Below are 19,914 nucleotides of genomic sequence, written 5' to 3'. Positions count from 1 at the left end.
ATGCCAGTCGCGTTCGCAGTCGGTTACGCATCTATCTTTTTCTCAGCGAGTTTATACTGGCTTAGCTCCAGTATGATTCGTCCGGTGATGTCGCTTTATTTTGCAGATGAGGGATATGCTGCGTTAACGATCGGCTTGTTTATGGCTTTGAATTCTGTGCTGCCTATCCTGCTCGCCATGCCGATGGGGAGTTGGATCGACCGGGTAGGTACGCGCCGAGCGGTTGGCTTCGGATCCGTGATCAGTTTGGCCAGCGGCGTGGCATTTCTTATCGGCGCGAACCAAGCCAACATCGCTATCATTTTAGTGGGCCAGATCGTTAACGGCATCGGGGGGATGCTCAGTTGGGGAGCTTTACAAGCTGCCGTCTCCTTGTCGGTCGTCAACCATCCAAAATCAAGCAAAAACAATGGGAGTCATGTTCTCTCCAATTTTACATTCTTTAATTCTTTGGCTCAGATGGCCGGTCCTGCTCTGGGCGGATTTTTGTCGGATTCCGGCGGATATCATACCCTCTTTTACGCGTTTTCCGGTATGAACCTGATGTCGTTTTTTGTGGTTGCCCTTATACCGTCCGTAAAGAAAAAGGCAAAAGTGATTCCGTCAGCAGCGGTAAAACCAGCTCTTTGGGGGTCAGCCATGTGGAAGAGTTATGCGGACGGATATCACTTGATGTGCAAAAACAAATCGTTTACGGCAGCCATTACACTTAATGGCATTATGTTTATGTTAATCGACGTCCGCACTACGTTTTTTCCTTTATATTTATCGGATACGGGATTTTCCCATACGGCCATCGGCATGGTGCTTTCCATTTCCACGCTGGGTACGCTGCTTGTAAGGCCGGTAACAGGACATGCAATAAACTGGCTCGGGCATTATCGCATTATGCTGATCAGTATGATGGCCGGCGGAGTATGCCTTCTTCTCCTGGCGTTTAATCCATGGTTCTGGCTATTAACGATTATCATGTTTGTATGGGGGTTGTGCACAGGGATTAATCAGCCGATGGCGCTCATTATGGTTTCGCAATCGGTTGAACCGCGGGAACAGGGAATGGGGATGAGTATTCGGACCATGTCCAATCGAATCGTCCAGTTGATCAATCCCGTACTGTTCGGAACCATTTCGACTGCATTAGGTTTGACGTTCGGTTTTGGCGTCATGGGGGGGCTGCTGCTGATTGTAGGCGGGATATACCGGCGGCAAAATCGCTTAACGGAAAACGTCCGTTATAAAGCTTCATAAAAGTTTTGTAACGGATGCTGCCGGGTGGGCAGCCGAGATCATCAAGCTTTGAACTTTTCGGCTGATCAATTCGCTCTCGCGGAGCAAAATATCGCTAAAATATCGCTCGTTTTTTCTATAAAGCAAATAGTAAGGAAGCTCCAATTTGTGCTGGTCCGGCTGCAGCTGAATAAACGTGATCTCCTCGCGTTCTATCTCATTCATTACATGAGATAAAGGCAGGAAGGCGATGGCGTTTTTGCGAATGATAAGCTGTTTAATCAGGCCGGCGTGATTGGTTAAAAATCTTTGATTATATTTCGTATTCATGAGAGGGTGATCGCGAAACATTTCGAAAAACATTTGATGGTGGACGACAAACTCGTTATCCGTTGCAAGTGTGTCGATGGATTTTTCCTGATTTAACAATGGATGATATTTCGAGAGTACAAGCTGCAGTGTTTCAGTGCCGATCAGGTGCATTTCGATTTCTTTGTGGCAGATCGGTTGTATGACAAAAGCGATATCGATTTTCCCTTGAAGAAGAGAATCGGCAGCGTCGTCGGCGTTCACACTAAGCATGAGTAAATTGGTGTCGGGCTTGTGGCTGTAAACACTCTCGATTTTTTCCAAAATAAAGGGAAACGTAAATGGGACCGTGCTGCCGATGACGAGTTCCTTTTTATCATTCGGGACATTGAATTCGAGCAGCGCTGTGTTGTACGTTTGCACCATCTGCTCTGCATAGGGGATAAACATTTTGCCGGATTCGGTTAGCTCGACGCCTCTTTTGCCGCGAATAAACAATTCGCGCCCAAGGGTGGTCTCGATTTGCCGCATTCGATTGGAAATGGTCGGTTGAGGGACGAACAGCTGTTTAGCAGCCTCGGAAAAGTTTTTACATTCGCAAACGGTTAAAAAGGTTTGCAGATGGATGATGTTCATCAAAACCACCTCGATGTAATTTACTTGTTAATTATTATAACGCGTTAAACTCGGGATTGGCAAGGGATATTAATATATGTTAGATAATATAACTTCATTTGAAGGGACACATTTTTTTAACTGGAAATAAGGATTCACTGTGAGATTCAGCCCTCTCGCTTCCTTTAAGGAAGACGGGAGGGCGTTTTTCGTTTTCATATTTACTGACAAAAAAATGGTGGAGACTGACATAACCCCTAAAAATATAAACATGAACCGAATGGTATATTACAAAGATATCCAATTTAGGAAGGGTGGCAGGTATGTACTCCGAATTAAACGAACTGGTCAAAGACATGCAAATCGCAAGGACAAAGTCTGATTTCGCCAACAATCGGGCATATGAACTTAGACAAAATGCGATACGATTACAATTTATTGCAAATGCAGCGGTCGAAACAGCCGCCATAGCGGTGGAAGTAGTCAAAGAATGCTTGGATCCGCAGCTCTTACCTAAAGTGATTGCTTATAGTAAAGAAGCTGCACAAAAAGCTGTTGCGGCAGTGGAGCAAGCAGCGGCAGCCGCTGAAGAAGCCAATCATGCAGACAAATGGGTGACCCAGGCTTATCAATCGACCCGGGATGTAACTGCCAGACTATCTGAGTCGCTTAAAGCTGAGGTAAGGACTTAAAAACTATCGACGATTCCCGATTCTGAGCTGTAACCCGAGAGATGAACACTTTGATATAAGTGGCCTCTTTCGGGTTCTTTGCATTTTAAAAATCAAACTTATCGAAGAAAGAGGGGTACAAGAGATCATTGCGGTCATTGTGATATTTCCAAAAAGTAAAATAGTCCATGATTCGCGGTAAGGATATCCATGGATTCTTTTTTCTATTCGAGTTAGCATAATTATAGATTGCAATTACTTCAAGAGGATATCGATGGATAGGGAGAATATATGCTTATCCACATCAAGAAGCATCATTGGCCTTGAGTATTGGAGATTTGCATTATTGTCCATATTTATCAACAAAATTATATAAAATCGGAAGTGAAGCGTGTTGGAACCATGGAAACGGACGCTGGTGATTTTGTGGATAGGAGTACTTTTTTGCAGTTCCAGCTACACGATGGCGGTACCGTTCCTGCCTTTGTTTCTGTTTGATTTGGGTGTGGAGCAGGCCAATGTTCATTTGTGGGCCGGTGTGATCTACTCATCAGCGTTCTTGGTAGGTGCGGTCATGGCGCCGTTCTGGGGCTCTATGGCGGATAAGTACGGGAAACGGAGAATGGTGATTCGGGCAGGCATCTCTCTTGCGATCGTTTATGCGCTATTCGCCTTCGTGACCAATCCATGGGAGCTTATGGGAGCTCGTTTATTACATGGTTTTGTAGGGGGCTTCGTTCCGGCCTCGATGGCCATCGTAGCCTCGAGTGTTCCGGAGAACAAGATGGGTTTTTCTCTTGGCATGATGCAGGCGGGAACGATGACGGGTGGTATTATTGGCCCCTTGTTCGGCGGGCTGCTTGCCCACTGGTTTGGAATGCGGATGTCGTTTATTGTCTCCGCCTCTATCGTCTTCTTGGCTACCGTAGCTGTGCTTATCTGGGTAAAGGAGACAAAAACGGCTGCCCCGAGTGAAAATGTAAAAGTAGCCGAGAGCTTCAGAATGGTTGTGCGCAATCGCACGTTTCTTCAATTGCTGTTCGTACTTGTGGTCTTTCAGTTATGTATCAATATGATCCAGCCTATGCTGGCGCTTCATATTGCTGATCTTCAAGGTAACTTGCAAGGTACCGTATTAACCTCTGGAATTATCTTTTCTCTTATTGGGATTGCCGGCATTATTGCTTCACCGTATTGGGGGAAGGTTGGAGAGAAATACGGCTACGGGACGGTACTGCATCTGGGCTTGATCATAGGTGGCGGGGTCGTTTGTCTGCAGTATTTTGTTCAGCAGCTGTGGCTTTTTACGGTCATTCAGTTCCTTTTCGGTTTTTTTATCGCAGCGGTGGTACCTTCTGTCAATACCCTTGCCGTACGCAGTACTGATTCAAGCTTCCGGGGAAGGTCGTTCGGTTTTACCCAAAGCGCCAATCAACTGGGAGCTATGATCGGTCCGTTGATTGGGGGCGGTATGGGGATGTTCGTCAATATTCATTGGATTTTTGTTGCGACAGGCATGATTCTGATTACGTTCGGCACCATGCTAGCCGTTCGCTTTCATGTTGCTCCTTCAACGTCGGGTTCCACGATGAAAATCGATAAAATAAAATGGGAAGCAGAGAGGAAGTCGGGGTGAACCCGGCTTCTTTCTTTTGAGTGATGCTGTCGATTATAAGAAGCTGCCTGCCTCGTCCAAGTTTTTATCCACAAGGTTATACACAGAACTCACATGCTGCAATTTAAGTCTGTATAAGGATTTTTTCTAAAATGTCAACATATCCACAAGAGAAGTTATACACATGCTCATTTGTAGGAGGCTTATCCAATTTATTATATACATTGCGTAGAGGAAGTCTGGGAATAAACCCGGCTTCTTTTTTTTTATTTAAATTTGGTTTTTGAAAAGAAATTTTGTGTGGTACTATTGTAGATGATTTGATACAAAGTGTAACATTCAATCCGCAAGGGATGGGTAGACATGGCTTCAGCCCAAGGAGTTATTGTGACAAGTTTCTAAGCAGTTGCATCAGCTCGGAGCGATTATTGATTTGGAGCTTGCGATAAATGCGCGAGATATAGTTTTTCGCCGTTCCTTCACTAATATAAAGTTCATCTGCAATCATTCGGTTAGTCCATCCACGCCAGATGAACCAAACGATCTCGATGTCTTTTTCGTCAAGCGATCGGGACAACAATTCAGTTGTATAACGAATACTGCTTTTTTGCTCCATTTCCGTTAACATCTTAAGGCGCCCTGACAAAAAATTCATCAGCGCCGCCGGCGCTATAAATTGACCGTCCAACATCGATTGAATCGACCGATCAAAAGCTTCATTATTTGTATCTTTCAAAATGTATCCGTTGACTCCCGAGATCAGCCCTTGTTCCATGTAGGATTCGCTGTTAAAGGAGGTAAGGAGCGCTATTTTGACGGATGGGTAACGTTCTCTAATGAACCTGGCACAGTCAATCCCGTCGAGTTCGGGCATTTGGATATCCAATAAACACAGGTCAGGCCGTTCCGTATGGGTTTCGAGATACTGGAGAGCCTGCCGGCCGTTTGCGACGGCGGCAAGAATGGTGTAACGCGGGTTTGCTTTCAACAGCTGCTGTACACTATCAAGCATTAATTGTTGATCTTCTGCCAGCAGTATTTTTGCTTTATTCGGCATATGACAAGTCCTCGACCGATGTCTGGACAATGTCCCTCCTCTTTCCAATTAAGTATATTTATTGTACCACCTATTTCAGCCAGATGTATATTGAATTGCCTGTCCCAATATAAAAAATGTAGTTTCCAAGAGGTGGAAGGTTGAGAGGAATACTTGTAGTCATGGCGGTTTGCCTAATCTTACTGGCAGGATGTTCACCTACCACCGATGAACCCTTGCTGGCTATTGAAGAGGGAAACGCTGATTTCAGCTCCATGTCTCTTTCCTCAGATAATCGGTTGATTCCTCTCCAGGGCCAATGGACTTTTGTGCCAGGACGACTGATCGAGCCGGACGAACCGATCCCGATGATGGAGGCAGTGTTTGTAGAAGTACCGCAGAGCTGGGAATCCCTGCATTCCTTACCCGGTTTGAATGGAGGCACTGGCTTCGGTACGTACCGACTTCGTATCACGCTGCATCCGGAAGACGTCGGAACAACTCTCGGCTTGCTGATCGAGCCCGTAGCTTCCTCTTACACGTTGTGGGTGAATGGAAAAAAGCTGAGAACGGTTGGTACTGTAGGAAAAAGCAGCGACTCGTCTATTCCCAAGGAAACCGTGGAGCGAGTTCATTTTGTTACCTCAGAGCGAGAGCTGCAGATTGATATCCAGGTCTCCAATTTTGCTCAACGAAAAGGCGGGATCTGGAAAGGGCTTTCCATTGGGGGCGAGACGGCACTGGAGTCGTCCCTTCAACGCGAGATGATGCGAGAGTATGCTAGTAGCGGTGCACTGCTTATGATGGGAGTGTTTTATCTCGCTTTTGCATGGCTGTATCTTCCCGAACGCTCGACTTTGTTCCTGGGGGCATTGTCGATCTGTTTCGCCCTCCGTATGTTTTTTCTTGGAGAGGTGCTTGTGGCTGCCTGGTTTCCCGGCTTAAGCTGGGCTTGGCAGGTGAAGCTGGAATACCTGATTGAAATCGCCGCCATATTATCATTTTCCCATTACTTTCGAGCCATGTATCCTCAAGAATATTCACGTCTGATGATCAACTCGATTCGCGGGCTCGAAGTTGCCTTTGCGATGGTGGTTCTAGCCACCCCAAGCTCGTTTTTTACTCAATGGATGGTCATGCATGCGGCCGTGGCAGCCTGCGCTGTACTCTTCGTACTGTGCTTTGTTTATCCGATAGCCATTCGGCATGGGCGCATGGGGGCGCGTTCTGGACTGATTGCACTTGCGATTGCTCTGCTTTCTCTCGTAAACGATACATTTTATTATTTGGCCGTGCCGCTGACGTCCGAAGAACTGGTTTACGCTGGCTTTTTCGTTTATTTGCTGTCCCAAATGGGAGTAACCATCAGACGCTACGTAGCTTTAAAGCAGGAGTCGGATGCTTTGACTCTGCGGCTGGCGGCCTCCAATGAAGAGCTTGAGCGAAAGGTATCGGAGCGCACGAGGCAGTTGACTGAATCGCACCAGGCCAACTCTCGTCTTATGCACAATATCGCCCATGATTTGAGAGCGCCAATCGCTCTTATTCGCCGTCGGGCGAAGCAGCTGGCGGCTTACGTGTCTCCGGAGGGCACGGCTGATCTAGTGGTGATTGAGCAGCAGTCAGAATGGGCGATCAAGCTGGCACAAAATCTAAACGACCTCGCCAGTTTTCAAGAAAGAGAGATGCGCTTTTCACCCGTATTCGTTAAAGCTATCGATCTGATGCGATTTTTGTATAAACGAACGGAACCTGTTATTCGGGGAAGCGGGTTCCAATGGTCGCACAAGCCGCTCGATGAGCTGTTCGAGGGGGACGTGCTTGTCGTGAGGGCGGACTTGTTTTTGATCGAACGATTGATCGATAATTTGATATCCAATTCTCTCAAATTTACACTTCCCGGCCGTAGGATTAGCCTATCCTATCGCATGGTTGGGGCGATTCTTGAAATCATCTTCGAAAACGAAGCGAATCCGCTTGACGAAAAGGCACTGGAGAGGATATTTGAACGGTTCTATAAGGCGGGTTTATCCGAGGTTGGAAGCGGCATCGGACTAGCTGTATGCCGGGAGATTGTTCGACTGCACGGAGGAGAAATCCACGTCTCCCAATCGGAAGAGGGCAGGATCCAGTTTTTTGTCCGGCTGCCGATGGAATCATCGGGTAAGGACTAATCGCTTGGATATCAGGCGATGTAAACAAACGTAATAATATATATTTCTTGACTGTTCAGGCCGTCCCTTTGGGGCGGTCTGTTTGTTTATATGAATGCATACATATGTAGCAGTTCCATAATGTAGAATTCATTTATAGGAAACCGGGGGGATACCATATCGATACGGAGCAGACAAGGCTGGAATGCGAGCTAGAAGACTGGAAAGAACGTAATCGAACGTTGATGGAAGAGATCCGGCAAATCGAAGAGCAATATCCTTTCTATCTAACGAATGATTATGAAAAAGAAGCTGCCTCTTTGCTGTTGGTATGCCAGATAGAGTACACGAAAAAATTATATGTCTTGCTTAAGCAATTGCGAGAAGAAGACAAGCTGCACGAACAGTTATTGCTCGAAAAATATAAGAGTCTGGAAAGCTTGAAAAGTGTCCTTCAAGAAGCATCGAACCTGATCCGTAAAGCGATAGCGGAGTATTAGCGCAATAAAAAAAGGAGGAACTAGAAATGGGTTCAGACGAGTGGGAAAAGCCAAAGGGTGAAGAGTACCGATATCTCCAGCAGCATATTGAAGAGGAGAGGCAGCTGAATGGTGAATTGCTCGCAAAGCTGGCTACATTAAAGAGAGGGCTTCAACTTCCCGAAGTGGATGAGGAATATATTGTTTTGATCCGAAAGAAAACGAAAGAATCGGTGCTTCTGCTGCACGGGCAAAACGAGGTGGACGTGCTCGCATTACATGAGAGCTACAAACGAAAAAAGCTGGGCCGTGAGCAAGAAATCGCAATTGTGGAACAAGAAATCCACAAGAAGAAGCAAATGCTGGGCATGCTGCTGAACGAAGTGGAGAAGGCTTCGGGGAAAATTGCTGCAGCTCATTCTCAAATCAAAAAGGAAGATACGGACAAGTCATCAAAGTCTGAAGCTTTAAAGAAGAACTATATAGCAGGGAAAAGAGCGGGTGAGGATTTGCACGATCAAGAGGGTAAGCTGCTGATCGCCGAAGGCGATCTGATTACGATGGAAGTTATAGAAAAAGCCAAGCGTTTAAACCTTCTAACGCAGCTTATTTTGCATATGAATATGCTTACACAGAGTAAGTAGGATAAGTCTTAAGGAAGAATCTATAGTTCTTTTGACCTATAAGTGGGAAGAAATGATGACTTGACAAAATATTTGTTTCGTGAGATACATATTGTATCAATGATAATGGGTATATAGATGTGCTTCGTCATATTTTTCGAAAAAATTACAAGCAATGGAAGCGTTGAAGTCTACTCCTTATGTGGGCACTTGGAGCAGACAGAGCTATTAGTGCAACCGGCCATTTTTCGCTAGACGAAAAATGTTTTCATGGGACGGTGTTCGGTATGAAAAATAAGCTCACAGTTATGCTTTTAACGGAAGGAACTTATCCCTACTTCCAAGGCGGCGTCAGCACTTGGTGTGATATATTAGTCAAACAGCTGAGCATGGTGGATTACGTCATCTTCAGTGTGGTGGCTGACCCGTTCATTACCCCTCAATTCGAAAAACCCCAAAATACGCAAATAACCCAAATGCCCTTGTGGGGAACAGAGGAACCCTGTGAGCATCTAAAAATACCATTCTCTCAAGTCTATCTGTCCAAAAAAAGAACGGTGCACCAGGTAGTTAAAAAACGGTTTATCCCCCTCTTTTCCGATTTGATCAAAGAAATTATCAGCTCGGAAAAAAATCCAACCCGTTTCGGTCAAATTCTCTACGAATTGAATCAATACTTCAGTCAGTACGAATACAAAGAAAGCTTCAAGGCTGAAATTACCTGGGACATCTACAAGGACATTATATTGTCCGCGTGCAAGGATACCCGTACTCATTTGCCGGAACCAGATATTTATGGCATGATTCAAAGCCTTGGCTGGATTTACCGTTTTTTCAACATATTGAACAACCCCATTCCCAAAGTGCATGTATCCCATTCCTCGGCGGCAGCTTTCTGCGGTATTCCTGCCGTGTTGGCCAAAATGGCGCATAAAACTCCACTGCTTTTAACCGAGCATGGCGTGTATCTCCGGGAACAATATTTGTCATTATCCAAGAGAGGACTGTCCTCTTTTTTAAATACGTTTTTGATACGGCTAGTATCTTCCATTGTCAGTTTGAATTACACCTTTGCGGATCAGGTTTCTCCCGTATGCGAGTACAACACGCGATGGGAGTCCAGGCTCGGGGTGGAGCCGAGTAAAATTAATGTCATTTATAACGGCGTGGACGAACAGATTTTTCGGGAGGGTCCCATTCGGAGAAATGAGCATCCGACGGTTGTGACGGTTGCGCGTATCGACCCGAACAAGGATATATTAACGTTGGTTCAAGCTGCTTTTACGGTAAAACAGCAGATCCCGGATGTACGATTTGTGATTCACGGAAGCGTGGCGGTGCAGGAATACTATGAAGAATGCCTCGCCTTGCGGGATAAATTGGATTTGAATGAGACGATTATTTTTGCGGGACATACTCAGAATATGGCGGCGGCTTATCAGAGCGGCGACGTGGTTGCCCTGTCCAGCATGACGGAAGCATTCCCTTACGCAGTGGTGGAAGGCATGATGACCGCCAAGCCAGTTGTTGCAACTGACGTAGGAGGCATTCGGGAGGCATTGGGTGATACGGGCTTTGTCGTAACCCCTGGACGCAGCGAGGCACTGGCCGATAAAATCATAGTGCTGCTAAAGGATCCTGAATTGAGGAACTCTTTAGGCAAACGGGCCCGGGAGCGGGCGCTTCATTTTCTGACACTGGATAAAGTGCTGGAGAATTATTTGAAAAGCTACATTAAATTGTCTATCTACGCGCACGAAAACGTACCTGCCGCTCGGGGTTTATCTCCCGAACAGCTTCAAAAGCTTCACGCAGAGCAAGCTTATATCTTAATGTCACGAGGATATTACCAGGAGGCGGCAGCCCAGTTTCGTTCGGCCGTAAACATGCTTCCAGCGGCTGTATTTACTCCCGTTTTGATAGGGGAAATCGCGGTATGTTATGAAAGACTCGGGGATCGTGAACGTGCAAGTATGGAGCTGGAGAGGATGAAGTTGCTGATGCAGTTGGCCGGAAACAAACGATTAAACGGTGGAAAGCAAACGGCATAACGGCTGTGCGACTTGGGGGGGCTAATCGATTGTGGATGCGTTGTATAAGAAATTGATATCCGAATCAGAGGATGAGCTTAAGAAGCTGATAGCCGAGAATGAAGAATGGAAGAAAAAGCTTACGGACGTTAGAGAGCATGACGCAATTTCATCCGTCTTTGAAGGAGAAATCTCGTCTCTCATTATGATGTCTCATCTCGAAAACACGAAACAGGTCTACCGTATTACGGAGGAGCTGCGGCAGGAAGAGGAACAGCAAGAACGGATTATTGTAGATAAAAACTTAAAAAAACAACGGTTTAAGCAGCTTCTGCTTGAGACCATTCAAACTGCACGTAGCAAAATGTCGGAGTCTTAAGACGAGAGAAGGGAATTTTATGCCAGAAGGTCCAGAACCAGGGATCCCTGAGGATAACGTCAAAATTCTGTGGAACCAATTTTTTGTCTTGAGACAGCAAATCGAGAACGTGAAGAAAGAAAATATGCAGCTGGAAAAGGAATGGAACGAAAAAAAGCAGCAAGTCAAACCGTCGGTATCCGCACATGTTTATAAAGACCTGATTCTAAAGAAGACGAAAGATGCTGTCGTACTGCTGAATCAACAGAAGGAAGCGGAGCTTGAACGTGTCCGAGCCGAGTTTGCAGCAAGAAAAGCGGAGCAGGAGGAAAGAGCCCGAAAAATAGATGAAGAGCTGCAAATGGTTCAAAATCTGCTTAAAATCATGTTGGATGAACTTGAGCGGGTTGTTCTTCATCAGTTCGATGACGGTATGCCTCCGGATATGAGCACACCCGTGGAGGAGCGGCCTCCACAAGAATCGCATCCCCAGTTAGAGATTCCTGCTGAAGAACCCAAGCAGCAACCAGAAACATTAAGCGGCTTTTGGGATAATATTGACGAATACTTAGGGGAACTTAATGACCGTTCGCATACGGGGGGGCACGGAGTAGATGAAGCCGCGCCAAAGCCCAAGGAACATCTCATCGATTCGGGCTTCCCTTGGGAGCGATCTGAACCTGGGATGCTTCCACAGACGGTTATAGCCGAGCCGCTTACTGCAGCAGCGTCGGATATCTCAGGTCGCGGAAGCAAGGTTGTACCTTTGAAGCCGCAGGCATCGCAGGAGAATAGAAGCGCCGTTTTCCCCTTGACCGAGGAGATCGAGCTGATAAAAAATCAGTATATCGTCGGTAATAAGGCGGGTGAAGATATTTATGATCGCAATGGACAGATTATCGTCAGCAAGAATAGTGTCATTACATCGGATGTGGTGACGAAGGCGGAGGCGGAAGGCAAGATGGCTGACCTTATCGTACAGATGATTTTACCTGGCTTTGGGGATCAGGAGCATGAGTGAAATCGTGAAGGTTCATGCCAAAGGCTTGGTTCGGGAAGAGCAAAGAGAGCTCTTCAACGTACTGATGAAGGATATTCTGAATCGTCATTTGCAGCCCCAAGACATGAATGAAGTCGCCGCTTTGCTCGAATCCATGGGGTGGAACGATCAGCGAACAAGTAAAGAATTCGGCATGAACAATGTATTCGAATTGGCTGAGGTGCTGTGGAATGCCATACAAGACAAGATTGTGTATAGCCCATTTTCCAATGTTGATAAACCCGCAGTGCTGTCTACCGTCTTAGAACTTCTTCGTGCTTTTCTGCGAGGCGTGATCTTTGCTCTGCCGATGGCCATATCTGTATTGTCCATGCTGACCTTGAAATTTTCGCTTTGGTCCAACGAGAACTTATCGGTTGAGCTGGCCACAAGCATTGCCATAGGGACGATCCTGAGTTTTATGACGGTTGGCGGTTTTACGCAAGCGATTGCTAGACGCGGCTTTTTTTATATCATACAAGGACACTATCATCTTGCGAGAAGAACGACCTATTTATTTATCCGAATCGGTTTCATCGTATCACTGGCATTATCCGCCATTATCTTAATCACGGACATTTTTTTCACCCTGTTTCCCTACCGGATGCTGTTTTACATCGTCGCTTACTTTATCCTGTTGAGCTCCATTTGGCTAACCGTTACGGTGATGTACATTCTTCGCAGGGAGATTACGTTTACGGTCTTCATTATTTTGGGAATCGCTATCGTTTATGTTTTTTATAAAATACTCGGCATGGACATCATATGGGCCCAATTGCTGGCCATATTGATCATCTCCCTCTTGAGCGCAATCCTCATCAAATATTACTTTGAACTCGATGAGCGTAAATCGAAGAAAACGGGGATTTCCCATCTCCCTAGATTTTCTATTACGGTCTATACGACCATGCATTATTTTTTTTACGGTTTCCTATATTTCACCTTTCTTTTTATAGACCGGATCGTGGCATGGTCTACCAATAACGTCTACATGCCCTATGTCATTTGGTTCAGAGGCGAGTACGAGATTGGGCTAGATTTTGCGCTTCTTATGCTGGTGCTGCCAATGGGCTTTTGCGAGGTCAGTGTGTCTTGGTTAATGAAGGACTTGGAAGCAGGACAGAAGGTGTATAAGGGCAGTCAAACCTCCAAGATGAACAACAATTACTTGCTGATGTATTTCCGGACACAAGGGCTGCATGTTTTAAACGCCGTAATCAGCGGGTTTATCATCTACGGCGTCGCCTATTACCTGGATCATCAATACTATTTGGCAAACGGCAAATCGTTCCTTTCCAGTGAGATTACGCAATTTGTGCTCGTTTGGGCACTTGTCGCTTATACCGTACTGTCGGTCTTTTTGATGAATGCGGTGATTTTATTTGCTTTATCCCAGCCGTATAAAATCATCAACGCCCTCGTTCCCGGGCTAATCGTTAACTTTATTATCGGATTTCTTCTAAGCCGGTGGGTCGGATATCACTATGCCGTGTCCGGGCTGCTGGCGGGATCCGTGGTGACCGCCGTTCTCTCCACTCTAAATATAACCAAAGTTTTGAAGAAATTAGACTACTATTTGTATTCGGCGTCATGAAGAAAGGAGATCACCGGGGTGTCTTCTTACCAGACCTGGCACAATCAAATCATCCATGTGACACAATATTTTTTCACTTATGGTTTGCTGACTGTGCTGATCCCCCGGCTAATTTTCAAGCAACAGCGAGGCGACCGGATGGAGCAAGCCATCATCAACTATTGTAAATTGATGATTTTGCTCATCTTGCTCGGTTATTTGCTCGTTCTCGTTAAGCTGTTTGAAATGATTACGATCCTTCTTATTCTCGGCCTGATGGCCATAGGGAAATATATGCGCAGACGTTCTGCAACCACCGAGGATGAGCAAGTAAAGTACTATGTTCAAACGTTATTCTATAATTTTCTTGACGGTCAGATACCTGTAAAGGCTGCCATAGCCGCTTGGATAAAAGGAAAATATGCAGACTTGAAGCAAGAGGTGACCAAATATCTTCGGGTGCCTTCGCTGATTCGATTGTCCCTGTTGGCGATGGTTATTTCCGTAGCGGCATACTTGAGGTTCTACGACGCAGTGACGAGCAGTCCCCCCGCGTTTTCCGACGGGTACGTTACTCTGGCATGGTTTAAATATATCAATGGTCGCCACTTGTTTCACGACGGCATTTACCCGCAAGGGTTCCATATTTTTATGGCCACGCTTTCGAAGTTTACGACGATAGACGCACTGTATATTTTGAAATATACGGGGCCGTTCAATGGGGTACTGACGGTTCTAGGGCTATACTTCGCTCTTTCCAAGATGACCGGGCGATACGCGGCAGGCTTGCTCGCAGCCATAGTCTACGGATGGGCAGGCTATTATTTTAGCCAAAACGGTTGGGAGCGTCAGGCGGCTACGAACTCGCAGGAGTTTGCCTTCGTATTCCTGTTTCCGGCTCTGTATTTTACCTTCCAATATCTAAATTCAAAAGACGCTCTGTCTCTTCGTAATGCCGGCATATGTATCGCCATATCCGGGCTAGTTCACTCTTTTGCCTACGCATATACGATGATGTCGGTCTTCATTATGGTGGTTGTATTCTTTCTGACGGATCCCCGGGGAGAGTGGAAGAGCTGCCGTAACGTATTCGTTATTTGTATCGCAACGGGCTTGCTTGCCTCGTTGCCGCTAGGCCTTGGGCTTCTCATTGGAAGGGGGTTTCACAGTAGCTCAGCGCGTTATCTCGTTTCGCAAGTTCAGGATATCGTTATACCGGAGCTTCGCCTATTGGATTATTTGGGTGTCGTATCGATATTGCTAGTCGGGGCGTGGGCTTTGCTCTATGCGATCTTTGATCGAGGCTCGAAAAGGGAAGTCCGATTCGGTCTATTCACATTCTTGTTCGGCGCGACAAGCTTTGTCTTGTACGTATTTGTGGGATTATGGACGGGAAGCGAGATTATCGGTTCACGCTCAAACGAGCTATGGGCTTTCGCCGCGTCATTTGGGCTGGGTGCCGCTTGGCACATGACGATCCGGTTTCCTGCACGGTGGTTCCGGTTTCGTAATGGGCTGGATTGGATGGCATGTCTGCTGCTCCCTGCCTTTGTTCTCCTCGTGCTTAAGCCATCTCCTATTATTACATATAAGCTGGAATGGGGCAGCAGCGTGGAGAAATATTTGCAGATCAGCGGCAAGCATCGTCCGAACACGTGGATGATCGTGGCCCAAGAAGAGCAGTACCCTATCATTTTGGGGAACGGCTTTCACATGTATGTTCGGGACTTGCTTCAAACGTATGATCCGGAAAAATCCTATTTGACGAAACGTAATGAAACAAAGTCGGACCCCGATCTGCCTAATGACGTTTTCATTTTCAGGGAAAAAGTAGTGTTTAAGGTGAGCCGTTCCAACAGTATTTATCCGTTATTGGAAGAGACCTATCATCGCCGGGAGAAGGAGATGGCTGAGCTGAAGATGTGGTTGAACATACACCAAGCCACCCAGCAAGATATGACTCTTTATTACGAAGATGATCATTTGGAGGTGTACCGACTGCACCGGGAGATGATAAGAGAACAGATGAACCGAATCCTCTGGGGAGACGACGGGAAGGGTGGAATGTAAAGTGGCTGAACACGCTACAACAGCATTGTACTTGCTTAAATTCTTGTTTTCTTACTTCTTGCTTTTTTACATCATTCCATCGCTCGTCGTACCCCTAGATGAGGATCATAAGGGAAAGCTCGACAGATGGGTCATCAGTATGATTCATTCTCATTTTTTCATCATCCTTATCGTTCATTTGTTTGCCTTATCCAAGCTTTACGAGACGATCTCGTTGTACGTTGCGGTAGCTATCGCCTTCACGCTGCTAGCCAAGCGGAAAATCAAGTCGGGTGAGGTGACCCTTGGAAGGAAGCAGCTTGTGAGACTGCTTGATTTAACAGATAACCGCGATGAACTTAAACGCAAGCTGTTAGCGAAATGGATGGAAACAAAGGGAGATATGCGGAGCGGGTTCAAGCAAGGACTTCAGGTTTTTTTATCAAGTCCTATTGCCTGGGCGGGCACCATTCTTAGTCTGGTTCTCTGCGGATATGTCCGTTTTGGACACTCCATCGAGCATGCCTACTACGGGGCTTCCGATCCGTATGTTCATTTGAAATGGGTGAAAGCCCTTAGCGCCAACATTCTTTATATTGATGGTGTATACCCGTACGGCTTTGAAGCGGTGATAGCGGCGCTAAACAAGTTTTATTTACTGGATCCATATTACATTGTTCGGTTCATCGGACCACTTGCCGGAGTATTGATCCTGATCACCCTCTATTATGTACTTAGAAAATATGATCCGAACGACATGATGGCGATTTTCGTGACGATGGCGATCATTGCAGCCTCCTCCTGGTTGTTCGGAGGGTACTTATGGAGGCAAATGTCTGCCTTATCTATGGAATACGGTATTTTATTCTTTTTTCCGGGCATCCATTTTTTGATCGAATATTTTCGTAAAGGTCGACCGGCCTCACTATTTTTGGCAGCCGAATGTATGGTTTTGACCTTATTCATCCATCCTTATGTGGCTGTATGTACAGGAGCTGCTTACATCGTTGTTTTCCTTTTTCATGCGGATAAGGTCATTCGTTCGGGAAGCTTCCTCAAGCTCGTCATTATTTTTCTGCTAGCCGGCGGAATCGGCGTGATGCCATTAGTGCTGGGGGTCTTATCCGGGCTAGAGTTCCATGAGACTTCAATCGATTTTGTCAGGGACAGCGTCAATCTCGGCGGAGATGAATTCAGAACCTGGAGCAAATTATGGGAAGGCTACTCCACGAATCATTTCATTTTGGTGTTTTTGGTGAGCATAGGGGTGCTTGGAATTCTGGTTGTCGCAGGGATGCTGTTGCGGTTTCTTCACCGGGGGAGCGTTCTGCTCACAAGCGATTGGCGTATGAACAGTGTTTATCTTCTGCTCGGGTTGTTATTCTTCGGTATGTATCAAGCAGACCATTTGGGCCTTCCCGTATTCATACCGGAATACCGGCTCGAAATTTTTTTTATAATCGTCGCGGCTGTCGTGATCGCACGGACGCTTAGTCAGATTGTGGCCTTTATCCAAAACAGGTTTGTGTCCGAAGCGATTAAACTGGTCGCATCTGTGTTGATCCTCATGTTCTTCTTCTCCAATGCGGGCTATGCTCTCCCGCTGGGAAACCGGTACCAATATGAAGAGGCCGTTCAAGCCTATATTAAAATCCGTAATGAATTCCCTCATCAGGAATGGACGATCATTTCTCCGATTGAGGAGTACCCCATGGTGCTCGGTTACGGATGGCATACGAACTTGTGGGAATTCGCCAAAGGAATTACGGAAAAGGATGAAAAGGCGGGAAGCTTTCCGACGAACTATGTATTTCTGTTTGTGGAGAAAATCCCGTTAGATACGAATCGGGAAGTGACGGAGGAGGACGCGGAACAACCCTTCCCAGCCAATGTTGGAGCCCGGCTCGACGATTATTATCGTATAAAGGAGAATCGGATTGCCATTCAGGCTAGAGCGTATTATTGGGCGGAAGCTTATCGCAAGACAAACAGCCATATGCAGATTTTCTCGGATTCCCCGAATATGAGAGTGTATTTGATTACACAGGACGGAAACAACCCGTATAATCTGTTGAAATAATTTTAGGGATGGGTGCTTCCTCATGCCAACCGTACTATTAACCGACGCATTAATGCGTAAAACGTTATCGGCTTCAAGGTCCCTCGGAATGAAGGGGGTCAAGGTCATCGTAGCGGATACAACGAGGTGTACGCCTGCCGCATTCTCGAGGTACAGCGCCCGGACCGTGATTTATCCTGATCCGGTCCAACAACCGGAAAAGTTTATGAATTGGCTTGTGCAAACGCTGCGAAGCTATTCCGTAGATGTGTTGATTCCGATGGATGACACGACCATGAGCCTTGCCGTAAAACATAGGAAGGAGCTGGAATCGCTATGCGCCATGGTTCTCCCGCCTTCCGAAAGCTACGAGCATGCCGAGGATAAATACGCCAGTGTTCAGTTGGCGGCTTCAGCAGGCCTGGCATGCCCGGCAACTTATATGCCTCAGAGCTTAGGGGAGCTGGATGAACTAGCCGGAGAATTGGCGTATCCGGTTATCATCAAACCAAGACGGAGCTCGGGCTCGAGGGGAATACGGCTTGTTGGAGGAAAGAGTGAGCTGAAGCATCAATACAGGCTCATCCATGAACAGTACCCCTTTCCTTTGGTGCAGGAATATATCCCGGCAGGGGAGCGCATCGATGTATGTCTGTTATTTAACCACCGCAGTGAGCTTCGGTCCGCTTTCGTTCAGAAGGAGCTGCGTCATTATCCGGTGGAGAGGGGACCTAGCACAGCGCAGGAGAGCATCCGCTGTCCGGAGCTGGTGAAAGCCTGCTCCATGCTGCTGCAAAGCATCGGCTGGTCGGGTATCGCTGAGTTGGAATTCATGATCGACCCGCGCGATGGCCGGCCCAAGTTTATGGAGATCAATCCTCGCTTTTGGAATTCGTTACATCTGGCGGTCCTCTCGGGAATTGATTTTCCCTGGCTGCTCTACCAAGCGGCTGTTAACGGGGATGCCCCCGATAGGTTCGAATATACCGAGGGCATCAAATGCCGTTCCCTGCTTCCCGGAGATGTACTGCATCTACTGACGAACAGAGAACCGCTTCGTTTGTTACCCAACTTTTTTTCCGGTCCGGCGGAAGGAGGACGGGACGATATTTTGTCGCTTCACGATCCGGGTCCTGTGATCGGCTTTGTGGCGGCATGCTTACGGTATGCTTTTGATCTAAGAATGTGGAGAACGATGTTTATGCGTTGAGGAGCGGTAAAGGGAATGAGAAACGTGTTGACCATTGATGTGGAAGACTGGTATCAGACGAATGGTTTTAATATTCCGATCGAGAACTGGGGTAACTTCAGAGACCGGGTCGTGGTGAATACGCAGCGATTATTGGATGTGCTGGACAAGAACCGTGTGCATGCCACATTCTTCATACTCGGCTGCGTGGCGCAGAAATATCCCGATTTGGTACTGGATATTGCCAGACAAGGGCATGAGGTCGGATCTCATGGAGGATGGCATCGGCTGGTCAGCCAGCAGACACTAGAAGAATTCCGGCAGGATCTGCTGTTCTCCAAGCATACCCTGGAACGAATTCTAAATAAGCCGGTGACGCTGTATCGGGCGCCGTCATGGTCTATCTCGCCTAATCGATTTCGCGTGTTGGAGATTTTAAGCGAGGAGGGGTTTGTTTGCGACTCGAGCATTCAGCCGTTCCGTACACCTTTGTCTGGTATTGCGGGGGCGCCTCTCGTACCGTTCTACCCCATTGTGGAGGGCAAAAGGCTGGACATTCTGGAATTTCCCCCGACCGTACTTAATATATGTAAAATGCGCATACCGTTCTCCGGCGGGTTTTATTTGAGAGCCGCACCGTACGCGATGATTTCGTGGGCTTTAAGCCATTTAAACAAAACGAGACCGGGGATGATCTATATTCATCCATGGGAGCTTGACCGGCAGCACCCGCGTCTGAATGCGGCGCCTTCCTATAAAAGGTTTATTCACTACTTTAATATGGACAGTACACATTGCAAGCTGAACAGGCTTTTGAATGAGTTTGAGTTCGGCTCACTCGGTGAAGTGATCAAGCAAGGCAGCTATCCGGCATTATCCTTGTCCTAAA

The 19,914-nt window shown here is 46.7% G+C and carries 16 protein-coding genes and 1 riboswitch; of the genes, 14 read left to right on the top strand and 2 right to left on the bottom strand.

The features are described from left to right. A complete protein-coding gene (locus tag JOE45_RS11085; protein WP_210020137.1) occupies nt 1-1,248 on the top strand; it encodes an MFS transporter in 1,248 nt (415 codons plus the stop codon). On the opposite strand, the gene JOE45_RS11080 is transcribed toward JOE45_RS11085, so the two are convergent. After that, nucleotides 1,243-2,172: a LysR family transcriptional regulator gene (locus JOE45_RS11080; RefSeq protein WP_210020138.1), complete on the bottom strand. Its 930-nt coding sequence runs from the start codon at nt 2,170-2,172 to the stop codon at nt 1,243-1,245. The two genes, JOE45_RS11085 and JOE45_RS11080, sit on opposite strands and share 6 nt — an antisense overlap. A gap of 302 nt (nt 2,173-2,474) precedes the next feature. Here JOE45_RS11080 and JOE45_RS11075 point away from each other — a divergent pair, with 302 nt between their 5' ends. Together JOE45_RS11075 and JOE45_RS11070 are read left to right on the top strand one after the other, a co-directional pair. Next, complete coding sequence (locus JOE45_RS11075) at nt 2,475-2,843, top strand: hypothetical protein (protein ID WP_210020139.1); 369 nt, start codon at nt 2,475-2,477, stop codon at nt 2,841-2,843. Between the two features lie 373 nt (nt 2,844-3,216). Then, nucleotides 3,217-4,458: an MFS transporter gene (locus tag JOE45_RS11070; RefSeq protein ID WP_210020140.1), complete on the top strand. Its 1,242-nt coding sequence runs from the start codon at nt 3,217-3,219 to the stop codon at nt 4,456-4,458. 361 nt (nt 4,459-4,819) lie between these two features. Here the strand turns inward: JOE45_RS11070 and JOE45_RS11065 are convergent, their stop codons facing one another. Then, nucleotides 4,820-5,494, bottom strand: coding sequence for a response regulator transcription factor (locus tag JOE45_RS11065; protein WP_210020141.1), 675 nt, complete (start codon nt 5,492-5,494; stop codon nt 4,820-4,822). Between the two features lie 140 nt (nt 5,495-5,634). On the opposite strand from JOE45_RS11065, the gene JOE45_RS11060 reads away from it, so the two are divergent. From JOE45_RS11060 to JOE45_RS11010, 11 genes are all read left to right on the top strand, one after another. Further along, nucleotides 5,635-7,647 (top strand): sensor histidine kinase, encoded by a 2,013-nt coding sequence (locus JOE45_RS11060; RefSeq protein ID WP_210020142.1) that lies wholly within the window; start codon nt 5,635-5,637, stop codon nt 7,645-7,647. Between the two features lie 221 nt (nt 7,648-7,868). Further along, entirely contained in the window at nt 7,869-8,126 is a 258-nt protein-coding gene (locus tag JOE45_RS11055; protein WP_210020143.1) for a hypothetical protein, read from the top strand. 26 nt (nt 8,127-8,152) lie between these two features. Further along, nucleotides 8,153-8,749 (top strand): hypothetical protein, encoded by a 597-nt coding sequence (locus JOE45_RS11050; RefSeq protein WP_210020144.1) that lies wholly within the window; start codon nt 8,153-8,155, stop codon nt 8,747-8,749. 147 nt (nt 8,750-8,896) lie between these two features. Continuing rightward, nucleotides 8,897-8,980, top strand: a riboswitch (cyclic di-GMP riboswitch). Nucleotides 8,981-9,015: 35 nt separating this feature from the next. Next, nucleotides 9,016-10,779, top strand: a complete 1,764-nt coding sequence (gene pelF / locus JOE45_RS11045; RefSeq protein ID WP_210020145.1) for a GT4 family glycosyltransferase PelF — start codon at nt 9,016-9,018, stop codon at nt 10,777-10,779. A gap of 31 nt (nt 10,780-10,810) precedes the next feature. Then, complete coding sequence (locus tag JOE45_RS11040; RefSeq protein WP_210020146.1) at nt 10,811-11,137, top strand: hypothetical protein; 327 nt, start codon at nt 10,811-10,813, stop codon at nt 11,135-11,137. 19 nt (nt 11,138-11,156) lie between these two features. After that, entirely contained in the window at nt 11,157-12,137 is a 981-nt protein-coding gene (locus JOE45_RS11035; RefSeq protein ID WP_210020147.1) for a hypothetical protein, read from the top strand. Then, on the top strand, nt 12,130-13,749 hold the full coding sequence (locus JOE45_RS11030) for a hypothetical protein (RefSeq protein ID WP_210020148.1): 1,620 nt from the start codon (nt 12,130-12,132) through the stop codon (nt 13,747-13,749). The genes JOE45_RS11035 and JOE45_RS11030 overlap by 8 nt, the downstream gene beginning before the upstream one ends. An 18-nt stretch (nt 13,750-13,767) precedes the next feature. Beyond that, nucleotides 13,768-15,798 (top strand): hypothetical protein, encoded by a 2,031-nt coding sequence (locus tag JOE45_RS11025; protein ID WP_210020149.1) that lies wholly within the window; start codon nt 13,768-13,770, stop codon nt 15,796-15,798. Nucleotide 15,799: 1 nt separating this feature from the next. Next, nucleotides 15,800-17,857, top strand: a complete 2,058-nt coding sequence (locus JOE45_RS11020; RefSeq protein ID WP_210020150.1) for a hypothetical protein — start codon at nt 15,800-15,802, stop codon at nt 17,855-17,857. A gap of 22 nt (nt 17,858-17,879) precedes the next feature. Beyond that, entirely contained in the window at nt 17,880-19,046 is a 1,167-nt protein-coding gene (locus JOE45_RS11015; RefSeq protein ID WP_210020151.1) for a carboxylate--amine ligase, read from the top strand. 15 nt (nt 19,047-19,061) lie between these two features. After that, on the top strand, nt 19,062-19,913 hold the full coding sequence (locus JOE45_RS11010) for a DUF3473 domain-containing protein (protein WP_210020152.1): 852 nt from the start codon (nt 19,062-19,064) through the stop codon (nt 19,911-19,913). The last annotated feature ends 1 nt before the right edge of the window (nt 19,914 follow it).

The sequence above is a fragment of the Paenibacillus sp. PvR098 genome (assembly GCF_017833255.1).
In the GTDB taxonomy this organism is placed as follows: domain Bacteria; phylum Bacillota; class Bacilli; order Paenibacillales; family NBRC-103111; genus Paenibacillus_G.
The sequence above is the reverse complement of the archived record's forward strand: the minus strand, read 5'-3'. Positions and strand labels throughout refer to the sequence as shown.

Bases quoted from the DNA above. Each gene is read 5' to 3' on its own strand.
- JOE45_RS11050 (WP_210020144.1), top strand. From the start codon at position 8,153: ATGGGTTCAGACGAGTGGGAAAAGCCAAAGGGTGAAGAGTACCGATAT.
- pelF (WP_210020145.1), top strand. From the start codon at position 9,016: ATGAAAAATAAGCTCACAGTTATGCTTTTAACGGAAGGAACTTATCCC.
- JOE45_RS11010 (WP_210020152.1), top strand. From the start codon at position 19,062: ATGAGAAACGTGTTGACCATTGATGTGGAAGACTGGTATCAGACGAAT.
- JOE45_RS11015 (WP_210020151.1), top strand. From the start codon at position 17,880: ATGCCAACCGTACTATTAACCGACGCATTAATGCGTAAAACGTTATCG.
- JOE45_RS11035 (WP_210020147.1), top strand. From the start codon at position 11,157: ATGCCAGAAGGTCCAGAACCAGGGATCCCTGAGGATAACGTCAAAATT.
- JOE45_RS11065 (WP_210020141.1), bottom strand. From the start codon at position 5,494: ATGCCGAATAAAGCAAAAATACTGCTGGCAGAAGATCAACAATTAATG.
- JOE45_RS11075 (WP_210020139.1), top strand. From the start codon at position 2,475: ATGTACTCCGAATTAAACGAACTGGTCAAAGACATGCAAATCGCAAGG.
- JOE45_RS11085 (WP_210020137.1), top strand. From the start codon at position 1: ATGCCAGTCGCGTTCGCAGTCGGTTACGCATCTATCTTTTTCTCAGCG.
- JOE45_RS11080 (WP_210020138.1), bottom strand. From the start codon at position 2,172: ATGAACATCATCCATCTGCAAACCTTTTTAACCGTTTGCGAATGTAAA.
- JOE45_RS11030 (WP_210020148.1), top strand. From the start codon at position 12,130: ATGAGTGAAATCGTGAAGGTTCATGCCAAAGGCTTGGTTCGGGAAGAG.